The 16,657-nt window shown below is 67.1% G+C and carries 17 protein-coding genes; 9 read left to right on the top strand and 8 right to left on the bottom strand.

The genetic code is table 11. The annotated features are described in order from the left end of the window. Window positions 1-231: 231 nt before the first annotated feature. A complete protein-coding gene (locus NDO75_RS12420; RefSeq protein ID WP_310906635.1) occupies window positions 232-519 on the top strand; it encodes a PIN domain-containing protein in 288 nt (95 codons plus the stop codon). An 86-nt stretch (window positions 520-605) separates the two neighbouring features. On the opposite strand, the gene NDO75_RS12415 is transcribed toward NDO75_RS12420, so the two are convergent. Continuing rightward, complete coding sequence (locus NDO75_RS12415) at window positions 606-944, bottom strand: hypothetical protein (RefSeq protein WP_310906633.1); 339 nt, start codon at window positions 942-944, stop codon at window positions 606-608. Between the two features lie 149 nt (window positions 945-1,093). Here NDO75_RS12415 and NDO75_RS12410 point away from each other — a divergent pair, with 149 nt between their 5' ends. From NDO75_RS12410 to NDO75_RS12400, 3 genes are all read left to right on the top strand, one after another. Then, entirely contained in the window at window positions 1,094-1,462 is a 369-nt protein-coding gene (locus NDO75_RS12410) for a hypothetical protein (protein ID WP_310906632.1), read from the top strand. A 49-nt stretch (window positions 1,463-1,511) separates the two neighbouring features. Next, window positions 1,512-2,420, top strand: a complete 909-nt coding sequence (locus tag NDO75_RS12405; RefSeq protein WP_310906631.1) for a hypothetical protein — start codon at window positions 1,512-1,514, stop codon at window positions 2,418-2,420. Window positions 2,421-2,572: 152 nt separating this feature from the next. Continuing rightward, window positions 2,573-2,905: an ArsR family transcriptional regulator gene (locus tag NDO75_RS12400; protein ID WP_310906630.1), complete on the top strand. Its 333-nt coding sequence runs from the start codon at window positions 2,573-2,575 to the stop codon at window positions 2,903-2,905. A 75-nt stretch (window positions 2,906-2,980) separates the two neighbouring features. On the opposite strand, the gene NDO75_RS12395 is transcribed toward NDO75_RS12400, so the two are convergent. From NDO75_RS12395 to glpK, 7 genes are all read right to left on the bottom strand, one after another. Beyond that, window positions 2,981-3,664 carry an HAD-IIB family hydrolase gene (locus tag NDO75_RS12395; protein ID WP_310906629.1) on the bottom strand — a complete coding sequence of 228 codons (684 nt, stop codon included), beginning with the start codon at window positions 3,662-3,664 and terminating at the stop codon, window positions 2,981-2,983. Window positions 3,665-3,965: 301 nt separating this feature from the next. After that, complete coding sequence (locus NDO75_RS12390; RefSeq protein ID WP_310906628.1) at window positions 3,966-4,757, bottom strand: DUF2182 domain-containing protein; 792 nt, start codon at window positions 4,755-4,757, stop codon at window positions 3,966-3,968. A 30-nt stretch (window positions 4,758-4,787) separates the two neighbouring features. Next, a complete protein-coding gene (locus tag NDO75_RS12385; RefSeq protein ID WP_310906627.1) occupies window positions 4,788-5,399 on the bottom strand; it encodes a DUF1326 domain-containing protein in 612 nt (203 codons plus the stop codon). 308 nt (window positions 5,400-5,707) lie between these two features. Further along, window positions 5,708-5,917 (bottom strand): hypothetical protein, encoded by a 210-nt coding sequence (locus NDO75_RS12380; protein ID WP_310906791.1) that lies wholly within the window; start codon window positions 5,915-5,917, stop codon window positions 5,708-5,710. 94 nt (window positions 5,918-6,011) lie between these two features. Next, window positions 6,012-7,274: a cyclase family protein gene (locus NDO75_RS12375; RefSeq protein WP_310906625.1), complete on the bottom strand. Its 1,263-nt coding sequence runs from the start codon at window positions 7,272-7,274 to the stop codon at window positions 6,012-6,014. 286 nt (window positions 7,275-7,560) lie between these two features. Further along, complete coding sequence (locus tag NDO75_RS12370; RefSeq protein ID WP_310906624.1) at window positions 7,561-8,634, bottom strand: hypothetical protein; 1,074 nt, start codon at window positions 8,632-8,634, stop codon at window positions 7,561-7,563. A gap of 3 nt (window positions 8,635-8,637) precedes the next feature. Continuing rightward, on the bottom strand, window positions 8,638-10,179 hold the full coding sequence (glpK, locus tag NDO75_RS12365; protein ID WP_310906622.1) for a glycerol kinase GlpK: 1,542 nt from the start codon (window positions 10,177-10,179) through the stop codon (window positions 8,638-8,640). A gap of 256 nt (window positions 10,180-10,435) precedes the next feature. Between glpK and glpA the strand changes: the two genes are divergently transcribed. From glpA to NDO75_RS12340, 5 genes are all read left to right on the top strand, one after another. Continuing rightward, window positions 10,436-12,142 carry an anaerobic glycerol-3-phosphate dehydrogenase subunit GlpA gene (gene glpA / locus NDO75_RS12360; RefSeq protein ID WP_310906620.1) on the top strand — a complete coding sequence of 569 codons (1,707 nt, stop codon included), beginning with the start codon at window positions 10,436-10,438 and terminating at the stop codon, window positions 12,140-12,142. Next, entirely contained in the window at window positions 12,143-13,447 is a 1,305-nt protein-coding gene (gene glpB, locus NDO75_RS12355) for a glycerol-3-phosphate dehydrogenase subunit GlpB (RefSeq protein ID WP_310906618.1), read from the top strand. A gap of 97 nt (window positions 13,448-13,544) precedes the next feature. After that, window positions 13,545-14,888: an anaerobic glycerol-3-phosphate dehydrogenase subunit C gene (locus tag NDO75_RS12350; RefSeq protein ID WP_310906617.1), complete on the top strand. Its 1,344-nt coding sequence runs from the start codon at window positions 13,545-13,547 to the stop codon at window positions 14,886-14,888. Continuing rightward, entirely contained in the window at window positions 14,888-16,060 is a 1,173-nt protein-coding gene (locus tag NDO75_RS12345) for an AAA family ATPase (protein ID WP_310906616.1), read from the top strand. Before NDO75_RS12350 ends, NDO75_RS12345 begins: the two co-directional genes overlap by 1 nt. 154 nt (window positions 16,061-16,214) lie before the next feature. Then, a complete protein-coding gene (locus NDO75_RS12340) occupies window positions 16,215-16,463 on the top strand; it encodes a hypothetical protein (protein ID WP_310906615.1) in 249 nt (82 codons plus the stop codon). Window positions 16,464-16,657 lie beyond the last annotated feature (194 nt).

Raw genomic sequence — 16,657 nt, 5'->3', positions numbered from 1 at the left:
ACGACGGGCGTGAATCGCGTCACTTGACTAAACAACCCACCGTCTACGGCAGTCCGACTACCAAACGGAATCTATTAGTTCCAAATAACGTACAAGGAATTGTGCGAACTGAAATCGATATAGAGCGAGGAAGTAAACTCCATGAGCGAGTGAAAAACTACGCTCGTGACAATGGTATCCGACATCCCCGTGCCTACGCTGAACTAATCGAAAAAGGATTAGACGTCAGTGATGACGATAACTAAGACGCTTCAAGCGACGTTTGCCCCGCCCACCGCGCACAAGCAGTCGAAACTGAACGACCTGCTCGAAACGTACCGTGACAGTCTGCAAGAGGCGTTCGATGCCGGCGCGACTCGCGAAGCAGCGGCGATTCACGCCGAATTGCTCGCGTCTGGGACGCGGATCAACGTCGCCGACATCATGATCGCCGGCGTCTGTCGACATCACGGCGCGGACCTGGTCACTCGCGACGGTGACTTCGAGGCCGTCGACGGGCTCGAGACGCTCTCCTACTGATTGTCGATCCGAAGCGAGTCGGCCGGTGGTCGCGGGTGCCGATCCGTGGGGAGCACACCGTTGGCTGCGTCGGGATCGGCAGTCGGCTACTCGTCGCCGCGCCGATCGCGCCCCGACTCGCCCGAGTCGGGCGCGTTCGGGAGCGCGTGCGGATCGGCGGGCTCGTCGCCGTGTTGTGCGTCGTCGCGCTCGAACAGGTACAGGGCGGGCCCCGCGAGGACGATCACGAGCAGTCCCGGGATCGGCACGTCCAGCGGCGAGAGAAAGAGTGCCAGCCCACCGCCAACCGCGAGAAAGACGAATCCGGCCCAGAGGCGTGGCCTCGAGATCCCCACGTCCGTCGCGTCGCGGTAGACGGCGCCCGCACAGCCGAGGGCGACGATGCCCCCGAGGAGCGCGACGGCGACCCCCTGCAGCGTGACCATATCGGGAGTTACGCGAACGACGGGAAAAGGGTTCTGAGACCCGTTCCCACGGCCGTGGCGCCCAACAGATCGCCCCGAGGCAGCGACGGACCAGCGTCCTTCCCTACGAAAGCCACGCGCTCTTCCCCGTTCCGGTCCAGCTTTCGGGCATGATCGGAGCTTACACGATCGGCAAGAAAGCGGTCACGTTCGGCTACAAGCGCTACGGGATTCCCGGCGCAGTCGCCTCCGGCGGCGCGGCGCTGGCAGGGTATCTCGTCGTTCGGCGCGCGCTCAAACGGTCCACGAACGCCGACACCACCGGCGTCGAGTCGGCGATCGACGCCGGCGAAGTCAAGTCCGCTGTCGAGCAGAAGGGTTTGGGCGCGGTCACCGAGCCCGAGACCCTCGAGCGCGCGATCGACCAGGAGGAGGTCGGCTCCGCGCTCGACATGGACGCCGTGCAGTCCTCGGCCGAGTCGGAGGCCGACGCGATGGCCGACGAGTCGGGCGGGGACGAGCCGAGCGACGGGAACTGAACACCGACCCGAATCGGAAAGATCCGGCCGCGACACCGATTCCGAATCTATGAGCGACACAGAGACCAGTACTGAGATCGTCGACGAACCCGTCGGCAGCGCCAGCGGGGGAGACGCGAGTATCGGACGCGAATACGTCTCGAGAGCGATCCGGGGCGTCCGAGAGGGGAGCGGACTGGAAATCGCGGCGGGGATCGGCGGCGGGGCGAGCATCCTCGGCGGCGTCCGTGCGCTCCAGCGCGGCGACCGCGAGCGCGCGTTCGGTCGGTTCGCCCTCGGCGGCGTGCTCGTCGCCATCGCACTCGAGTTGCGGCGACCGACCGACGAGCACACCGGAGCCGAGGGCGCCGTCGACCAGACGGACGTCGTCAGCACCGCGCCCGATATCGGCGGCCTCGAGGGCGGTGCAGCAGACGAGGACCGGCACGCCGGCGGTGCCGATGCCCAGCGGGTCGTCGATTCCTCGGTCGACCTCGAGGACGTGACCGCCGGTACGGAGCCCGACGACGAGGCGGGGGCCGACGTCGAATCTGGAACCGGGCCCGCAGTCCCCGAACCCGAGGCGTACGAGCGGCTGGGAGCAGCGGCGTTCGACGAACACAGCAGTGAGATTCCGGTTCCGCAGGAGGCGTTCAACCGGAACGTGCTGTCGCTGAGCGCCGAGGCGTTCTGGGGGATCCGCGACGAGGACGACGCCGTCGTCGTGTCGGAGCGCTTCGATCCGATTCAGGACGGCGAGGGGATCCGCTACGTCGCGAGCAGCGAGATCGACGGCGATCGGATGCTATCGGTTCCCGACACCGTCCTGAACCACTGGGACACCGTCGCCGGGGGCGGGCTCGCCGTCGCTTCCGGTACCGACATCGCGTTCGTCACCGCGGACTCGCTGCAGGCGGAGGGCCAGATACGGCTCGTCCCCGAGCAGTGGCTCGACGACGTGCTCGAGGACAGCCAGTAACGAACCTCGGCGGACTGATCGTGTGATAATCCGGATAACAATATTATTTATTGTATCGCATTCCACAGGATATTCATCGGAGAATGTACCGAATAGAAGACTTGCTACACAATGGCGCACGCACAACGGTACAGGGCCAGTAGATCGAACCAATGTTCAATGACCTCCTCACTATCGTCGCGAACGATTACCGCCGCTGCCTGCTACTCACGCTGCTCGAGCGCGATCGAAACCGCGAGAGAGACGTTCGGCTGCCCGACGATGTCGCGATTAGCGGTGCGAAACGCGACGAGCAAGTGGCCGAGCTGCGCCACTGCCATCTCCCGATGCTAGCCAGCGGCGACCTAATCGAGTGGCATCAGGAGGACAATTGGGTCGCGAAAGGCTCCCGGTTCGACGACATCGAGCCGTTACTCAGGCTGCTCTACGACCACGGCGACGAGTTACCGGATCGATGGCTCGAGACGCCCGTCGCCGCGAAGTGAACCGGTCGACGGAGCTACGACCGCGAATACGGTGGCAGGTCCGGTGACGGCCCTCGACGGGGTAGCCCGCGGCCGTTACTGCGAGCCGCGGACTCGCTCCAGGACGCCCAGCGTCCCGTCGGCGTGAACGGCCTCGAGGACCTCGTCGGCCGCGTCCTTCGCGGCCTCGTCGGCGTTGCCGACGGCGAAACTACGACCGACGACGTCGAACGTCGGCGCGTCGTTGATCGAATCGCCGACGGCGACGCAGTCCGCGAGGTCGACGCCGACGTGCTCGGCGATCCGCGCGACGCCGTCGCCCTTGTTCGGAGCCGCGTCCTTGACGTGATAGGCGTAGCCGGTGTCGATCACCTCGAGACCGTGCTCGGCGGCGATCTCGCGCAGCGGTTCGATCGGCTGCTCGAGATTCACCGCGATCTCGGTCTCGCGCCACCGGTTGACGGTGTCCTCGTCGCCCCAGCCCAGATCGTAGCCGGCGGCGCGGTACGCCTCGGCGACGGCCTGTGCGGCCTCGCGGTCGGCGGTGAAGAACACGTCGTCGCCCGTGTAGACGACGCCGCCGTTTTCGGCGACGACGAGCTCGGGAATGCCGACGAAGTGACAGAGGGCGACGGGGTAGGGGAACGCCTTCCCCGTGGCGATCACGACGGGCGCATCCCACTCGCGGAGCGGGTCGAAGACGCGGGGATCGATGCCCCAGCCCTCGGGGCGGGTCAGGGTGCCGTCGACGTCGAGGACGAGCGGCGGATCGGCGGTCATACCCGTCACTCGAGGGTCGGACGGCCTAAAGGAGTCGGATCGGGCGTGCTCGAGACCGCCAGCTCGGTGGTGTCCCTCTGACACCTGATTGGAAAGCTGTTTCGCAGGCCCTGTCGAAATGCGATGTCTTGATCGGTTCGTCGCGGAATACGCGCGAACTTTTTCCGCATCGGGTTCGCCTGCGGCGAACCGCTCGCGCAAAAACTTCGATGAAAAAGGTCGCTCGCGGATGCAACACTTGTTACTCGCCCGCAACGGCGACTCCTTGCCCTATGCTAAACGACGTGCGTGCTCACACGCTCTAGACGGTCGCGATCACGACGACGGCACTCCCGGCTACGCCGGCGAGAACACCGACCGCGCGAGCCAGTTGTTCACCCCACGCGACCGTCCGCTCGAGCGAGAGCACGACGGCGATGAGCGCCATCCAGACGATGTTCATCGAGCCCACGATCACCATGAACGCGAACAGCGCCCAACAACACCCGACGCAGAAGACGCTGAACTGCCAGCTCGTCCGAATGGCACCGCGCACCCCCGGCCGGTGATGGGTCAGCAGGAATCCGAGCGGTGACCGACACTGCCGCAGGCAGCTGAATTTGTACGGCGAGAGCTGGTATCCCGATAAGAGCAGTAGCGACCCGCCCAGCAGGAGGCCACCGTGGGCGTTCGCGAGGGTGACGATCGGCACCAGCGCATTGACCACGAGCGGCACGAGCCCCGTCAGCGTCCACACGAGCGCGTACGTGCCGATGAACGCCCCGACTCGCGTCACTTTACCCGCGGTCGTCGTCCCCTCGAGCGTCTCGGCGTATAGCCGGAAGAGCGGAACCGACGAGGGGTACATCATGGCGATCATCATCGCCCCCCACATGAGCAGGTACAGGCCGATCCCGGACAGCCCGTTCGAGAGCGCCATCGCCTCCGGTGCTCCCGGGTCGGACATCTGCATGTCCGCCTGGCCGCCGGGCATCGGGAGCCAGCGACCCACGATCGCCACCCACGCGAGCAACGCGATCACGTACGTGACGAGCGCGACGATCGGGATGTCCCGATGGGTGATCCGCTCTCGAACCGAGTCGTGTATCCCCATGATCGATCGTCTGTCGCTGTGCGCCCGTCCTCAGGAGTTCGCCAGTTCGAAGTCCCCGAGGTAGGCGTTGTTCCCCGAAACGTCCCACGCGAACTGGTCGTCGTAGGAGACGGTGGCCGTGGTGGACTTGCCGGTCTGCACCTCGAGACTCTCCGTCAGCGGATGCGGTGTGACCGTACCGACGTCCTCGTTGAACCCGGCCGCGCCGCTCGCGTCCATTTCGACGGCGTCCCCGAGTTCGACGGAGAAGTCCGTCCCATCCCGCGAGAAGCTGATCGGCACGGTTGCGACGTCGACGGATCGGACGTGCGTATCAGCGACGGGTGCCCAGATCCCGCCGGCGCGGCCGGAATAGATGTCCTCGATGGCCTCGCGCTGGTCGTCGTCGGCCGTCTCGTCGACGAGTAACACAACGTCCCACTCCGTTTCGGGGGCGAACATGACTCCCTCGTCGGTCGAAATGAGCATCCCGACATCCACCCCGCTCAGGTCGACGTCGCCGTAGCGTCCCTCCTCGATGTGCCACGCCAGCGAGACGGTACAGACGTCGTCGTCAGGCGGTTCCATCCATACGCACTGGCATGCAACGTCGCAGTTGCAGGCTTCGACGTAGTCCCCCTCGATAGTCCACTCCCGTGTCATTGTCAAACACCATGTCAAATGCCATCGAGCACCACGATAAAGCTATCCTGTGAACGGAGACCGCCCGGGTAATTGCCTCGGAGTCAAGCCCCGTGGCATCGCCTCGTGCCGCCTGTGAAACCGTCGAATTAGTCACCCGAGTCGCCCACAGAGGGGGCCGATCAGCACTCGTGTCGGCTCCGCACCTCGTCGTTCCACGCGCACCGCTCAGAGACGAGATTCGCTCTCGCTGAGCGTGACGAGTGCCGGAACCAGAAATTTCCAACGGGAGCCGAAAGAGACGGAACGCAGTCGAATTTCGAATTCCGTCAGAGCCCGAGATAGCCCGCGTTGGGGAGCAGACCGGCCAGATAGAGGAGACCGAGAACGAACATGAAGGCCGCGATCGCCATCGCCGGCGGGTCGACGTGCGTACCCGAGTGCGAGTAGAACACGCGCTGGCTCACTTCGCCGAGGAGCGCGCTGATCGCGCCGAACGCGCCGTCGACATCGAGGACGAGCGGCGGATCGGCGGTCATATCGGAGATGAGCGAGCCGTCCTCTAAAACGGTCGGGTCGGTGACCCGCCATTGCCGCCGTCAGCGAGACGGCGACGGGAGGCCGATCCAGCGGTCAGGATCGCTTCTTTTTCGGTTTCGTCGCCTTGAGCACGACGGGGTTGACCGGCCCGCCCGTCGCCCGCTCGACGTGCAGTGGTGCCGAGGTCAGGAGGAAGTCGTAAACGCCGTCGTCGGCACACTGCGTCGCGAGTTCCTCGAGCCACAGGATCTCGTTGAGCGACACGCCCAGGTCCCGCAGGAGCGCGCCGTGTAACGGGAGGACGAACGTGTGGTCGCCGACGGTCTGGGTCACCTTCTCGACGGCGACGGTGTCCGCGCCGATCATCGGGATCTCCATGTCGTGTATCCAGCGGATGAGGTCATCGCTGAAAACCAGCCCGGGCTCGTTCAGCGGGTTCCACTCCGCGTCGGGATCGGTGACGCGTTCGAGCGAGCCGGTCCGGAACAGGACGATGTCCCGCTGTCGGAGGTCGACCCCCTGCGCCTCGGCGGTTGCCTTCAGGTCCTCGAGGGTCACCTCCGCGCCGAGCTCGAGCCAGCCGCGGTCGTCGCCGCACTCACGGCCGACGTCGAGCAGGACGCCGCGGCCCGCGACGCCGGCGTCCGCCAGGGGGGAGATATCGACGGCCGAGTGGCCGTGTGTCTCTTTCACTCCGCCTTCCGAGTGGCCCTTCGCCTCTTTCCCGTCGCCGTCGTCTCCGTCCGTGCAGCCGGGGATCGCGTGCTCGAACTCCTTCGGCGCCGCCGTGACTGACTCGTCGTAGCCGTTGTACACCTCGTCGCCGTACCAGCCGTGGCCGAGGGAGTCCATGTGGGTCGTCCCCTGGAGGAAAAATTCCGTGACGAACCGATCGTCGGAGAACTGCATGCCGCCCGGGTACGGTTCGGCGGTCCGCGCGTCCGCGACGTTGTCGCGGCGGGCCGGCGTCCGGCCGGGGAACATCGGATCCCCCGTATCCGTCGTCGGACCCTCGGCGCCCTCTTCGACGAGGACGTCGATCGCCTCGCCGGTCATCGGCATCTGGAGGGTGAACCGCTCGATCCCGTTCGGACCGCGTTGCATCGCCGCCTCCATTCCCGCGTAGGCCTCCTCGCTGCCCAGCAGATTGAGCGCGCCAAGTTCGTCGTCCTCTCCCCACCGACCCCAGTTGTCCGGCAGGTCCTCGAGGAGCGCGTCGAGGTCCGCCGCCGTCGCCGCGACGGAGTCGACGCTCAGCCCGGCCGCGGCCATCGCCGCGACCGCTCCACACCCCCGCACGAAGTTTCGCCGATCGATGCTCGAATCGTCGTGCGAATGCGAATCATCACCAACCATCGTGGTATGCCATATTAATAGTAGATAAAGTGAAATATAAACACGAACCTCGGCTACACGAGGTGAATTCGTTCCGTAGTTTTATGCCCGGTAGAGCGCGAGAGTAGCCCGTCGGGACGAGATCATATATGGTATAACGAATAACTTGAATTGTTACATTAGTGGCTACTACGCCGACGGATTCCCGACGTGGAGCCCCCTGCCGCTGGACTCCTGATGGGGAAGCGCGATCGATCGCCGCTCGCCGTCGGCCGGCCGGGGCGGCCGATCGCGGTTCGCACCGCTCTCAGAGGGCGAGATAGCCCGCGTTGGGGAGCAGACCGGCCAGATAGAGGAGTCCGAGGACGAACATGAATTCCGCGATGGCCATCGCCGGCGGGTCGACGTGCGTCCCCGAGTGGGAGTAGAACACGCGCTGGCTCACTTCGCCGAGGAGCGCGCTGATCGCCCCGAACGCGCCGGCGACGAGTAGCACGATCGGATCGCTCCCGACGACGGGCATCGCGATGACCCCGCCCACGGCACCCAGCAGCGTGATGTGGTGAGTGACCGGGATCTTCTCGACGCCGAGGTTGAGAAAGAGCAGGCTCATCGCCGAAATCGCGTACCCCATGAAGATGCTCCCCGTCTCGAGCCAGATGAAGCCGCCGAGGACGCCGCCGACGATTCCGATGGCGGTGACGCCGGACCACTCGTACTGGTGGGGCAGCCAGGGCTCGGTCGCCAGCCGGTCGGCCTCGGTGCCGCCGTCGGCCGCGAATCGTTTCTCCTCGCGCTCGAACGGCGACATGTCGAGGATGTTCGAGCCGCCGACCCGGCCGACCAGCGGGTAGCCGAAGACGAGTCGCGCCAGGAAGGCCGTCGCTACGACCGAGAGCGCGATGTTGTCCGTCGGGAAGCCGAGTCCGGTCATCACCTGGGTGATGAGCATCCCGAGCGCGCCGAAGATTGCCCCGACTGCGAGGATGTCGGGTTTCGTCCCGAACGCGTACAGGATGTCCTTCCCGAAGTGGTAGTCCCAGTCGTCGGGCTCCATCTCCGGATACCGCCGGCCGGCGTAGGCCGTCGCCGCGACGCCGCCGGCGAAGGCGATGTGCGGGCCGGTCACCGCACCGAAACCGATCGTCCCTGTGATGCCGGTGGCGATATCACCGGCGCCGACGGCATCGAGCCCGCCGAGTTCGCCCTCGAGGACGGCCAGCCCCTCGCCGAGGAAGACGACGAAGCCGGTGAAGACGAACGCGGGCAGTGCGCCGAGCGCCGCGCCGAACGCGCCGCCGGCGAGGGCGGCGATCAGCAGGACGGCGAACGCCTCGAGCTCCATCCCGATGACGGGGATCTGGAATAGCGGCAGCAGCATGGGTCACTCCTCCGCATCCCGCGCCCAGTCGCGCGATCGCTCGACGGCGTCCGACCAGCGGTCGTACCGGCGGTCGGCCTCGTCGGGGTCCATGTCGGGGTCGAACTCCGCGTCGACCTGCCAGTTGCTCCGGAGCTCGTCGGGGTCGTCCCAGTAGCCGACCGCGAGCCCGGCCGCGTAGGCCGATCCCAGCGCCGTCGTCTCGTCGACGACCGGCCGAACGATCTCCGAGCCGATGATGTCCGACTGGAGCTGACAGAGGAAGTTGTTCTTGACAGCGCCGCCGTCGACTTTCAGCGAGGTCATCTCGATCCCCGAGTCGGCCTCCATCGCTTCCGCCACGTCGCGGGTCTGGTACGCGATCGACTCCAGCGTCGCGCGGACGACGTGCTCCTTGCGGGTCCCGCGGGTCATCCCGACGATGGTGCCGCGAGCGCGTTGATCCCAGTGCGGTGCGCCCAGTCCGGTGAAGGCGGGGACGACGTAGACGCCGTCGGTCGTGTCGACGCTGCGGGCCAGTTCCGCCGTCTCGGCCGGATCGTCGATCAGCGTCATGTCCTCGAGCCACTCGATGGCCGCGCCGGTGACGAAGATCGAACCCTCGAGAGCGTACTGGACGTCCTCGCCCGAGCGCTGGAAGCCGATCGTCGTCAGCAGGCCGTGATCGGACGCGACCGCCTCGCTGCCGGTGTTCATCAGGAAGAACGACCCGGTCCCGTAGGTGTTCTTCGCGTCGCCGGCGTCGAAACAGGTCTGGCCGAACAGCGCCGCCTGCTGGTCGCCCAGCGCCCCCGCGACCGGGATCTCGGCCTCGAGGAACCCCTCCGGATCGGTCGAGCCGTAAGTGGCGTCGTCGCTCGACGGGCGGACCTCGGGCAACATCGCTTCGGGCACGGAGAACTCCGCGAGGAGCTCGTCGTCCCACTCGAGGTCGTGGATGTTGTACAGCATCGTCCGGGACGCGTTCGTGACCTCGGTGAGATGCTCGCCCGTGAGGTTGTAGACGAGCCACGAGTCGATCGTCCCGAACAGGATCTCGCCGTCCTCGGCGCGGTCGCGGATGTCCTGTGGCCGCGAGCGCTCGAGCTTGATCGGATCGGCGTTGTCGAGCAGCCACTCGGCCTTCGTCGCCGAGAAGTAGGCGTCGGCCTCGAGACCGGTCTTCTCGCGGATGGTCTCGACCAGCCCCTCCTCCTCGAGTTCCTCGACGCGGTCGGTGGTCCGGCGGTCCTGCCAGACGATGGCGTTGTGGACCGGGTTGCCGGTGTCGGCGTCCCAGAGCAGCGTCGTCTCCCGCTGGTTGGTCACGCCGATGGCCTCGAGCTGGTCGGGCGCGATCCCCGCCTGTCCCAGCGCCTGCCTGATGACGTCCTTAGTATTCTCCCAGATCTCCATCGGGTCGTGCTCGACCCAGCCCGGCTCGGGGTAGATCTGTTCGTGTTTCTCGTAGGCGTTCGCAACGACCTGGCCCCCGTGATCGAACACGATGAAGCGGGTTCCGGTCGTTCCCTGGTCTACCGCACCGACGTACGTTGTGTCTGTCACTGGTAGTCACCTCGCCCATACGACTCGTCTACTGACGATCGCATGATACCAGTAAACAATATTGACGATCATTATAAACGTTAGCCATCGTCTCACAAATGTAAGGTAAAAGAGGGCGAATATCGGCGTTTTAGCCGCAAGTAGCGGCCTCTCTCGGCCGCTCCCACCCATCGACGAAATTGAGGCGCGCTGAATTATCGCCGTTGGTCGATCGCCGATAAAATGAAGGGGCGAGTGCCCGTAGATCCGATGACGAATGGCAACGGACACCGAGGTCCTCGTTCTCGGCGGTGGCTCCACCGGCTGCGGCATCGCCCGCGATCTGGCGCTGCGCGGCCTCGAAGTCACGCTCGTCGAGCGGGGCACCCTCACGGACGGCACGACCGGGCGGATGCACGGCCTGCTCCACAGCGGCGGCCGGTACGCGGTCTCCGACCGGGCCAGCGCCCGCGAGTGTATCGAAGAGAACGAGATCCTCCGGGAGATCGCGGGCCACTGCGTCGAGGAGACCGGTGGCCTGTTCGTCCAGCGCCCCGAGGACTCGGACGACTACTTCCGCGAGAAACTCGAGGGCTGTCGCGACTGCGGGATCCCGGCCCGCGTGCTCTCGGGCCGCGAAGCGCGCGAGATCGAGCCCTACCTCGCCGACGACGTCGAACGGGCGATCGAAGTCCCCGACGGTGCGGTCGACCCGTTCCGGCTTTGCGTCGCGAACGCGATCGACGCCGAGGCTCACGGCGCGCGCATCGAGACCCACGCCGAGGTAGTGGACCTCCTGCGCGACGGCGACGACATCTACGGGGTCGAGGTCCGCCACGGCTCGGGCCCCGGAAAGCGAACCCAGGCCGCGGCCGGCACGACCGAGGAGATCACCGCCGAGTACGTCGTCAACGCGACCGGCGCGTGGGCCGGTCAGATCGGTGCGATGGCCGACCTCGAGATCGAGGTCCGGCCCTCCAAGGGCGTGATGACGATCATGAACGTCCGGCAGGTCGACACCGTCATCAACCGCTGTCGGCCGAAAGGCGACGCCGACATCGTCGTTCCCCACGAGACGACGGCCATCCTCGGGACGACCGACGAGGAGGTGTCGGATCCGGACGACTACCCCGAGGAGGGGTGGGAGGTCGAGCAGATGATCGACACTCTCTCGGAACTGGTACCGATCCTCGCCGAGGCGCGAACGATCCGCTCGTTCTGGGGCGTGCGCCCCCTCTACGAGCCCCCGGGGACCGGCACGCGGGATCCGACCGACATCACGCGCGATTTCTTCCTGCTCGATCACGCCGATCGCGACGGTGTCGACGGGCTGTCGAGCATCGTCGGCGGCAAGTTCACCACCTACCGGGCGATGGCCGAGGAGATCGCCGACCACGTCTGCGCGAAGTTGGGGGTGACCGCCTCGTGTGTCACGGCCGACGAACCGTTGCCCGGCAGCGAGCGTATCGAGACGCTCGAGGCCGGCATGGACGACTTCGGCCTCCGGTCGCCGATCGCGCGCCGGAGCAAACAGCGGCTGGGAAGCCGGGCGCGCGAGGTGCTCGAGACCGACGCGCCGAACCCGGTGCTCTGCGAGTGCGAGGGCGTCACCCGGGCGGAGGTCTGCGACGCGGTCTCGCAGTCGGGCGCGGACCTGAACGCGGTCCGGATCCGGACGCGCGCCTCGATGGGGAACTGTCAGGGCGGCTTCTGCTGTCAGCCGATGGCCACCGAACTCCACCCGGAATACGACGAGGCGACGGTCCGCGAGGCGCTCGACGAACTCTTTCAGGAACGCTGGAAGGGGCAGCGCCACGCGCTGTGGGGCGAACAGCTCTCGCAGGCGATGCTCAACTACGCCCTGCACGCGACGACGATGAACCGCGACCGCGACCCGGCGAGCGAGCCGTCCGAGATCGAGTTCGCGGCCTTCGACGGCGGCGGGGCGGCGGAGCGAGCCGACGGCTCGAGGGGGGACCGCTGAATGGCCATCGAAGACGACGTCCTCGTCGTGGGCGGTGGAATCGCCGGAGCCACCGCCGCGCTGGCCGCAGCACAGCGGGACGTCCGAGTCCGGCTCGTCTCGCACAGACAGAGCACGCTCCGCCACGCCAGCGGGCTGATCGACGTGCTGGGGTACGCGCCGACTGGCGACGGCCCCCTCGTCGACCCGTTTTCGGCCATCCCGGACCTGCCGGCGGGCCACCCCTACGAGCGCGTCGGGCTCGAGGCGGTCCGCGAGGCCCTCGCGTTTTTCGACGACGTCGCGGGCGAGGCCTACGAAGGCGCGCACACGACCGCGAACGCGCTCGTCCCGACCCACGGCGGCACCGTCAAACCGACCGCGCGGTATCCGACCGCGGCCGCCGCCGGACTCGCGAGCGACGATCGGGACGCGCTGCTCGTCGGCTTCGAAACGCTGCCGGATTTCGACGCCCCGTTAGCGACCGCCCATCTCGAGGCCGCCGGCGTCCCTTTCGATGCCCGCGGCGTCACGGTCCGGTTCCCGGGGATCGGCCGGGACGACGCGAAGCTCACCCGATACGCCCACCTCCTCGACCGCGACGAAGCCGTGGCGACAGGGGCGAGCGAGACCGGCGCTCGAGCGGCGCTGGTCGAGACCGTCCGTCCCCACCTCGAAGACGAGGCCCGCGTCGGCTTTCCGGCGATCCTCGGGGACGACTGCGCCGACGAGGTGCGACGCGACCTCGCGGACCGACTCGGCGTCGACGTCTTCGAGGTCCCGATGGGGCCGCCGAGTCTCCCCGGGATGCGACTCGAGGACCTGCTCTACGACGCGCTCGAGGACGCGGGGGTCCGGGTGACGACGGGTGTCCCGGTAGTCGACTGCGAGACCGACGCGGGCGCGACGGAGAACGCCGGTCCCGATCGGATCGACCGCGTCGTCGTCGACCGCAACGGGAGCGAGATTCCCCACCGCGCCGACCAGTACGTCCTCGCGACGGGCGGGCTGGTCGGCAAAGGCGTGCGATCGGAGCGCGAACGGGTGTTCGAACCGATCTTCGACTGCCACGTCTCACACCCCGCGGACCGCTACGACTGGTTCGACGACGACGTCTTCGGCGACCACCCTTACGCGCGGTTCGGGCTCGCCATCGACCGCGACCTCCGCCCGCTCGACGCGGCCGACGCCCCGGAATTTGGGAACCTCCGCGCGGCGGGCGCGGTACTCGGCGGCTACGACTTCGCGGCGGAGAAATCCGGCAGCGGCGTCTCGCTCGCGACGGGCTACGTGGCGGGCCAGCGCGCCGCGGAGGGATGCCAGTGAGGCCAGTGAGCGATCGCACGACCGCCGCCGACGACGACCTCGAGCACCGACGAACGACCACGCCGACCGACAGCGACCGATCTAGACAGGTGATTCGATGAGCGACGCGGAGCGACCGACGGACGACGTATCGATCGACGACGACCAGGACGACGGGTTCGAGCCGATTCAGGTCTTTCCGGAGAGCGGGGAGACGGACCTCCGACCGGGCGCGGACGACTGCTACAAGTGCTCGACCTGCGACACGAACTGTCCCGTCGCCGAGGTCGACGACGAGTTCCCCGGCCCGAAGTTCCAGGGGCCCGAGCAGTGGCGGCTCAAGCGCCAGGACGACCACGACATCGACGACTCGGTGATGAAGTGCTCGAACTGCATGCGCTGTGACAGCGCCTGCCCCTCCAGTGTCCCACTCTCGCAGATGCACAACACCGCTCGCGGCGAGTACGTCGACGAGCAAATGAATACGCTCTCGCGGGAGTACGTCCGGAACCGTATTCTCGCGAACTACCGACGGCTCGCGCCGCTGGGATCGATGTTCCCGCGGACGACGAACTTCGTGATGGGACTGTCGGCGACGCAGTGGCTGGGCGAGAAACTGCTCGGAATCACGAGCGAGCGAGAATTCCCCGAATTCGCGACCGAAACCTTCCGCGAGTGGTGGACCGCCCGTGGTGGCGCGCAGGTCGAGAACCCGGACAAGCGCGTCGCCTACTTCCACGGCTGCTACTCGAACTACAACACCCCAGAGGTCGCGAAGGCACTCGTGCGGGTCTACGAACGCTTCGGCTACGAGATTATGGTCCCCGACCAGCACTGTTCGGGGACGCCGATGTTCGCCAACGGGATGCTCGCGGACGCGCGCCGCTCGGCCGAGACGAACGTCCGCGAACTCGGCGCGGCCATCGAAGACGGCGCGGACATCGTCGCCTCCTGCAGTTCGTGTTCGATGTCGCTCCGCCAGGAGTACCCCGAACTGTTCGACATCGCCGGGGTCGAGGACGTCGCGGCGAACACCTGGGACGCCGTCGAGTACCTCCGCGTCCACGAGGATCTCGAGCGCGCACTCGAGAGAGCCTCGATCGACGACGAGTTCGAAGAGTTCGCCTACCACGCGCCGTGTCACGCCCGCAATCAGGGGCTCGACGGCCAGACGGTCGAACTGCTCGACCGCATCGACGGCGTCGACGCACACGACGTCGGCGACTCCTGTTCGGGTATCTCCGGCACCTACGGCTGGAAGGCGGAGAACTACGAAACCTCCATGAAGATCGGGTCTGAGATGTTCGATCACATGGACGACGCGGACGCACAACGAGGGCTCACCGAGTGTCCCACCTGTTCGATGCAGATGGAACACGGGACCGGCTACGAGATCACCCACACGCTCGAGGTGCTCGACGCAGCGCTTTCCGGAACCGACACGGAGGCCCGAACGCAGTAATGGACCTCCAGGAGCGCATCGCTCGGCGGCGGTCGGGACGGCAACACGGGGGCGTCATCGTCGACCGGGAGCAGCTCAGCCCGGTCGTCCATCTCGCCGAACCCGTCGGTCGCGTCCCCGTCCTCGAACGGCTACTCGACGCGCTCGAGGCGGTGTTCGACGACGAGTTGCCGCCGCCGGTCGCGGTCGTCGGCCCGCCGGGCTCCGGCACGTCGGCCGTCGTGACCGCGGCGTTCGACGCGTTGAACGAGCAGCTGAGCGGCTCGAACCGGGCGATCGCCACCACGACCCGCGGGGGCCGGTCCGAGCCGGCGACCTGGTTCGTCGCCGTCGACGGCCGCCGCGTCGAGAGCGCGTTCGCCTTCTATCGAGCCGTCCTCTCGGGGCTCTCGACCGAGCGGGTTCCAAACGGCGGCGTCGGGACCGACGAACTGCGCGAGCGGGTCCGCGAGCGACTCGCGCCCGCAGACCGGCGCGCGATCGTCGCCATCGATCACCACGACGAGCCCGGTACGCTCGGTGCCGATCGCGTCCGCGAGCTGCTGGCCCCGGTCGCGGACAGCGTCGCCACCGTCGCCGTCGGGCAACGCGAACCCGACGGTCACCGGGGACCGACCGTCACCGTGCCGTCCTATCGCGACCACGAACTCGTCGACGTGATCACCGAGCGTGCCTCCAGCGGGCTCGCGGCGGGCGCGATCGATCACGATGCCGTCCGCGATCTGGCCGGGTGGGCGGACGGCAACGCTCACGACGCGCTCGCGGCCCTGTTCGGCGCCGCGGTCCTCGCGACCGAGGACGACGCCGATCGGGTCGAGCACCGCCATCTCGAAGTGGCGCGGGCCGACGTTCCCGAGGACGGCGTCCACGTCGGCCGGCCGCTCGCGCTCTCGGCGACCCGCCAGCAGGCACTGCTCGCGCTCGTCGAGCTCGATGCGGCGGATCGCTCCATCAGCGAGACGGCGACCGCCATCGCCGACCGATCGTCGCTGACCGCCGGGACGGTCGAGCGGTTCCTGTACGAGTTGGCCGACGACGGCGTCCTCGAACGGATCCCGTTGCGGTCCGGCGATACTAGCGGTCGGCAGCCGAGCGCGGTCGAGCCGCGGTTTCCGACGCTCGCGTTCCGCTCGCTCTCGACGGCGCGTGAGGACGGCGAGTCGGTCGAATAGCATCTCTCGCCGGACCGTCATGCCGACGGTCGAACTCGGCGGCCGCTCGTGAAGCGAGCGGCCCGCCGCCACGATCAGGGCCACTCCGGGGCACGTGAAAAAGAGATCAAAGTGGCCCGTGAGACCCTTCTTCCCATATATCCCAATATATCGCATGGTCAAAACCATTCGAGTCTCGGAGGAGTACCTCGAATGGCTCACCGCCCACAAGAAGAGCGACGAGACGATGGAGGAGACGCTGTGTCGGATGACGCGCGGCCCGCACCCGAGCGACGTCGCCGGTCTACTGACCGAGGAGGAAACCGAGGACGCAAAGGAGGCGGTGAACCGTCTGCGCGGGGGTGACCGCGACCGTCTCGATACCGCCCGCAGCGCCTTCGAAAGCGAAGGGGCGCGTGAATGATTATCGATTCCTCGTATCTCTTCGACCTGATGGCGGAGGAGCCGGATGCGTTCTCGAAGGGCGCTGCACTCGTTAAAGCGGGCGAGATGCAGTGGTTGCCGACTCCGGTGGTCGCGGAGGCTTACTACGGCGTCGCCACAGCTTGCAGCGACAGCGCAGTGAGTCCGCCCCTCTCATCGGCCTGTATAGCCCGA

Source organism: Natrinema sp. 1APR25-10V2, from assembly GCF_031626495.1.
Classification (GTDB): domain Archaea; phylum Halobacteriota; class Halobacteria; order Halobacteriales; family Natrialbaceae; genus Natrinema.
Note: the sequence above shows the minus strand (reverse complement) of the source record. Positions and strands in the feature narration are given on the sequence as shown.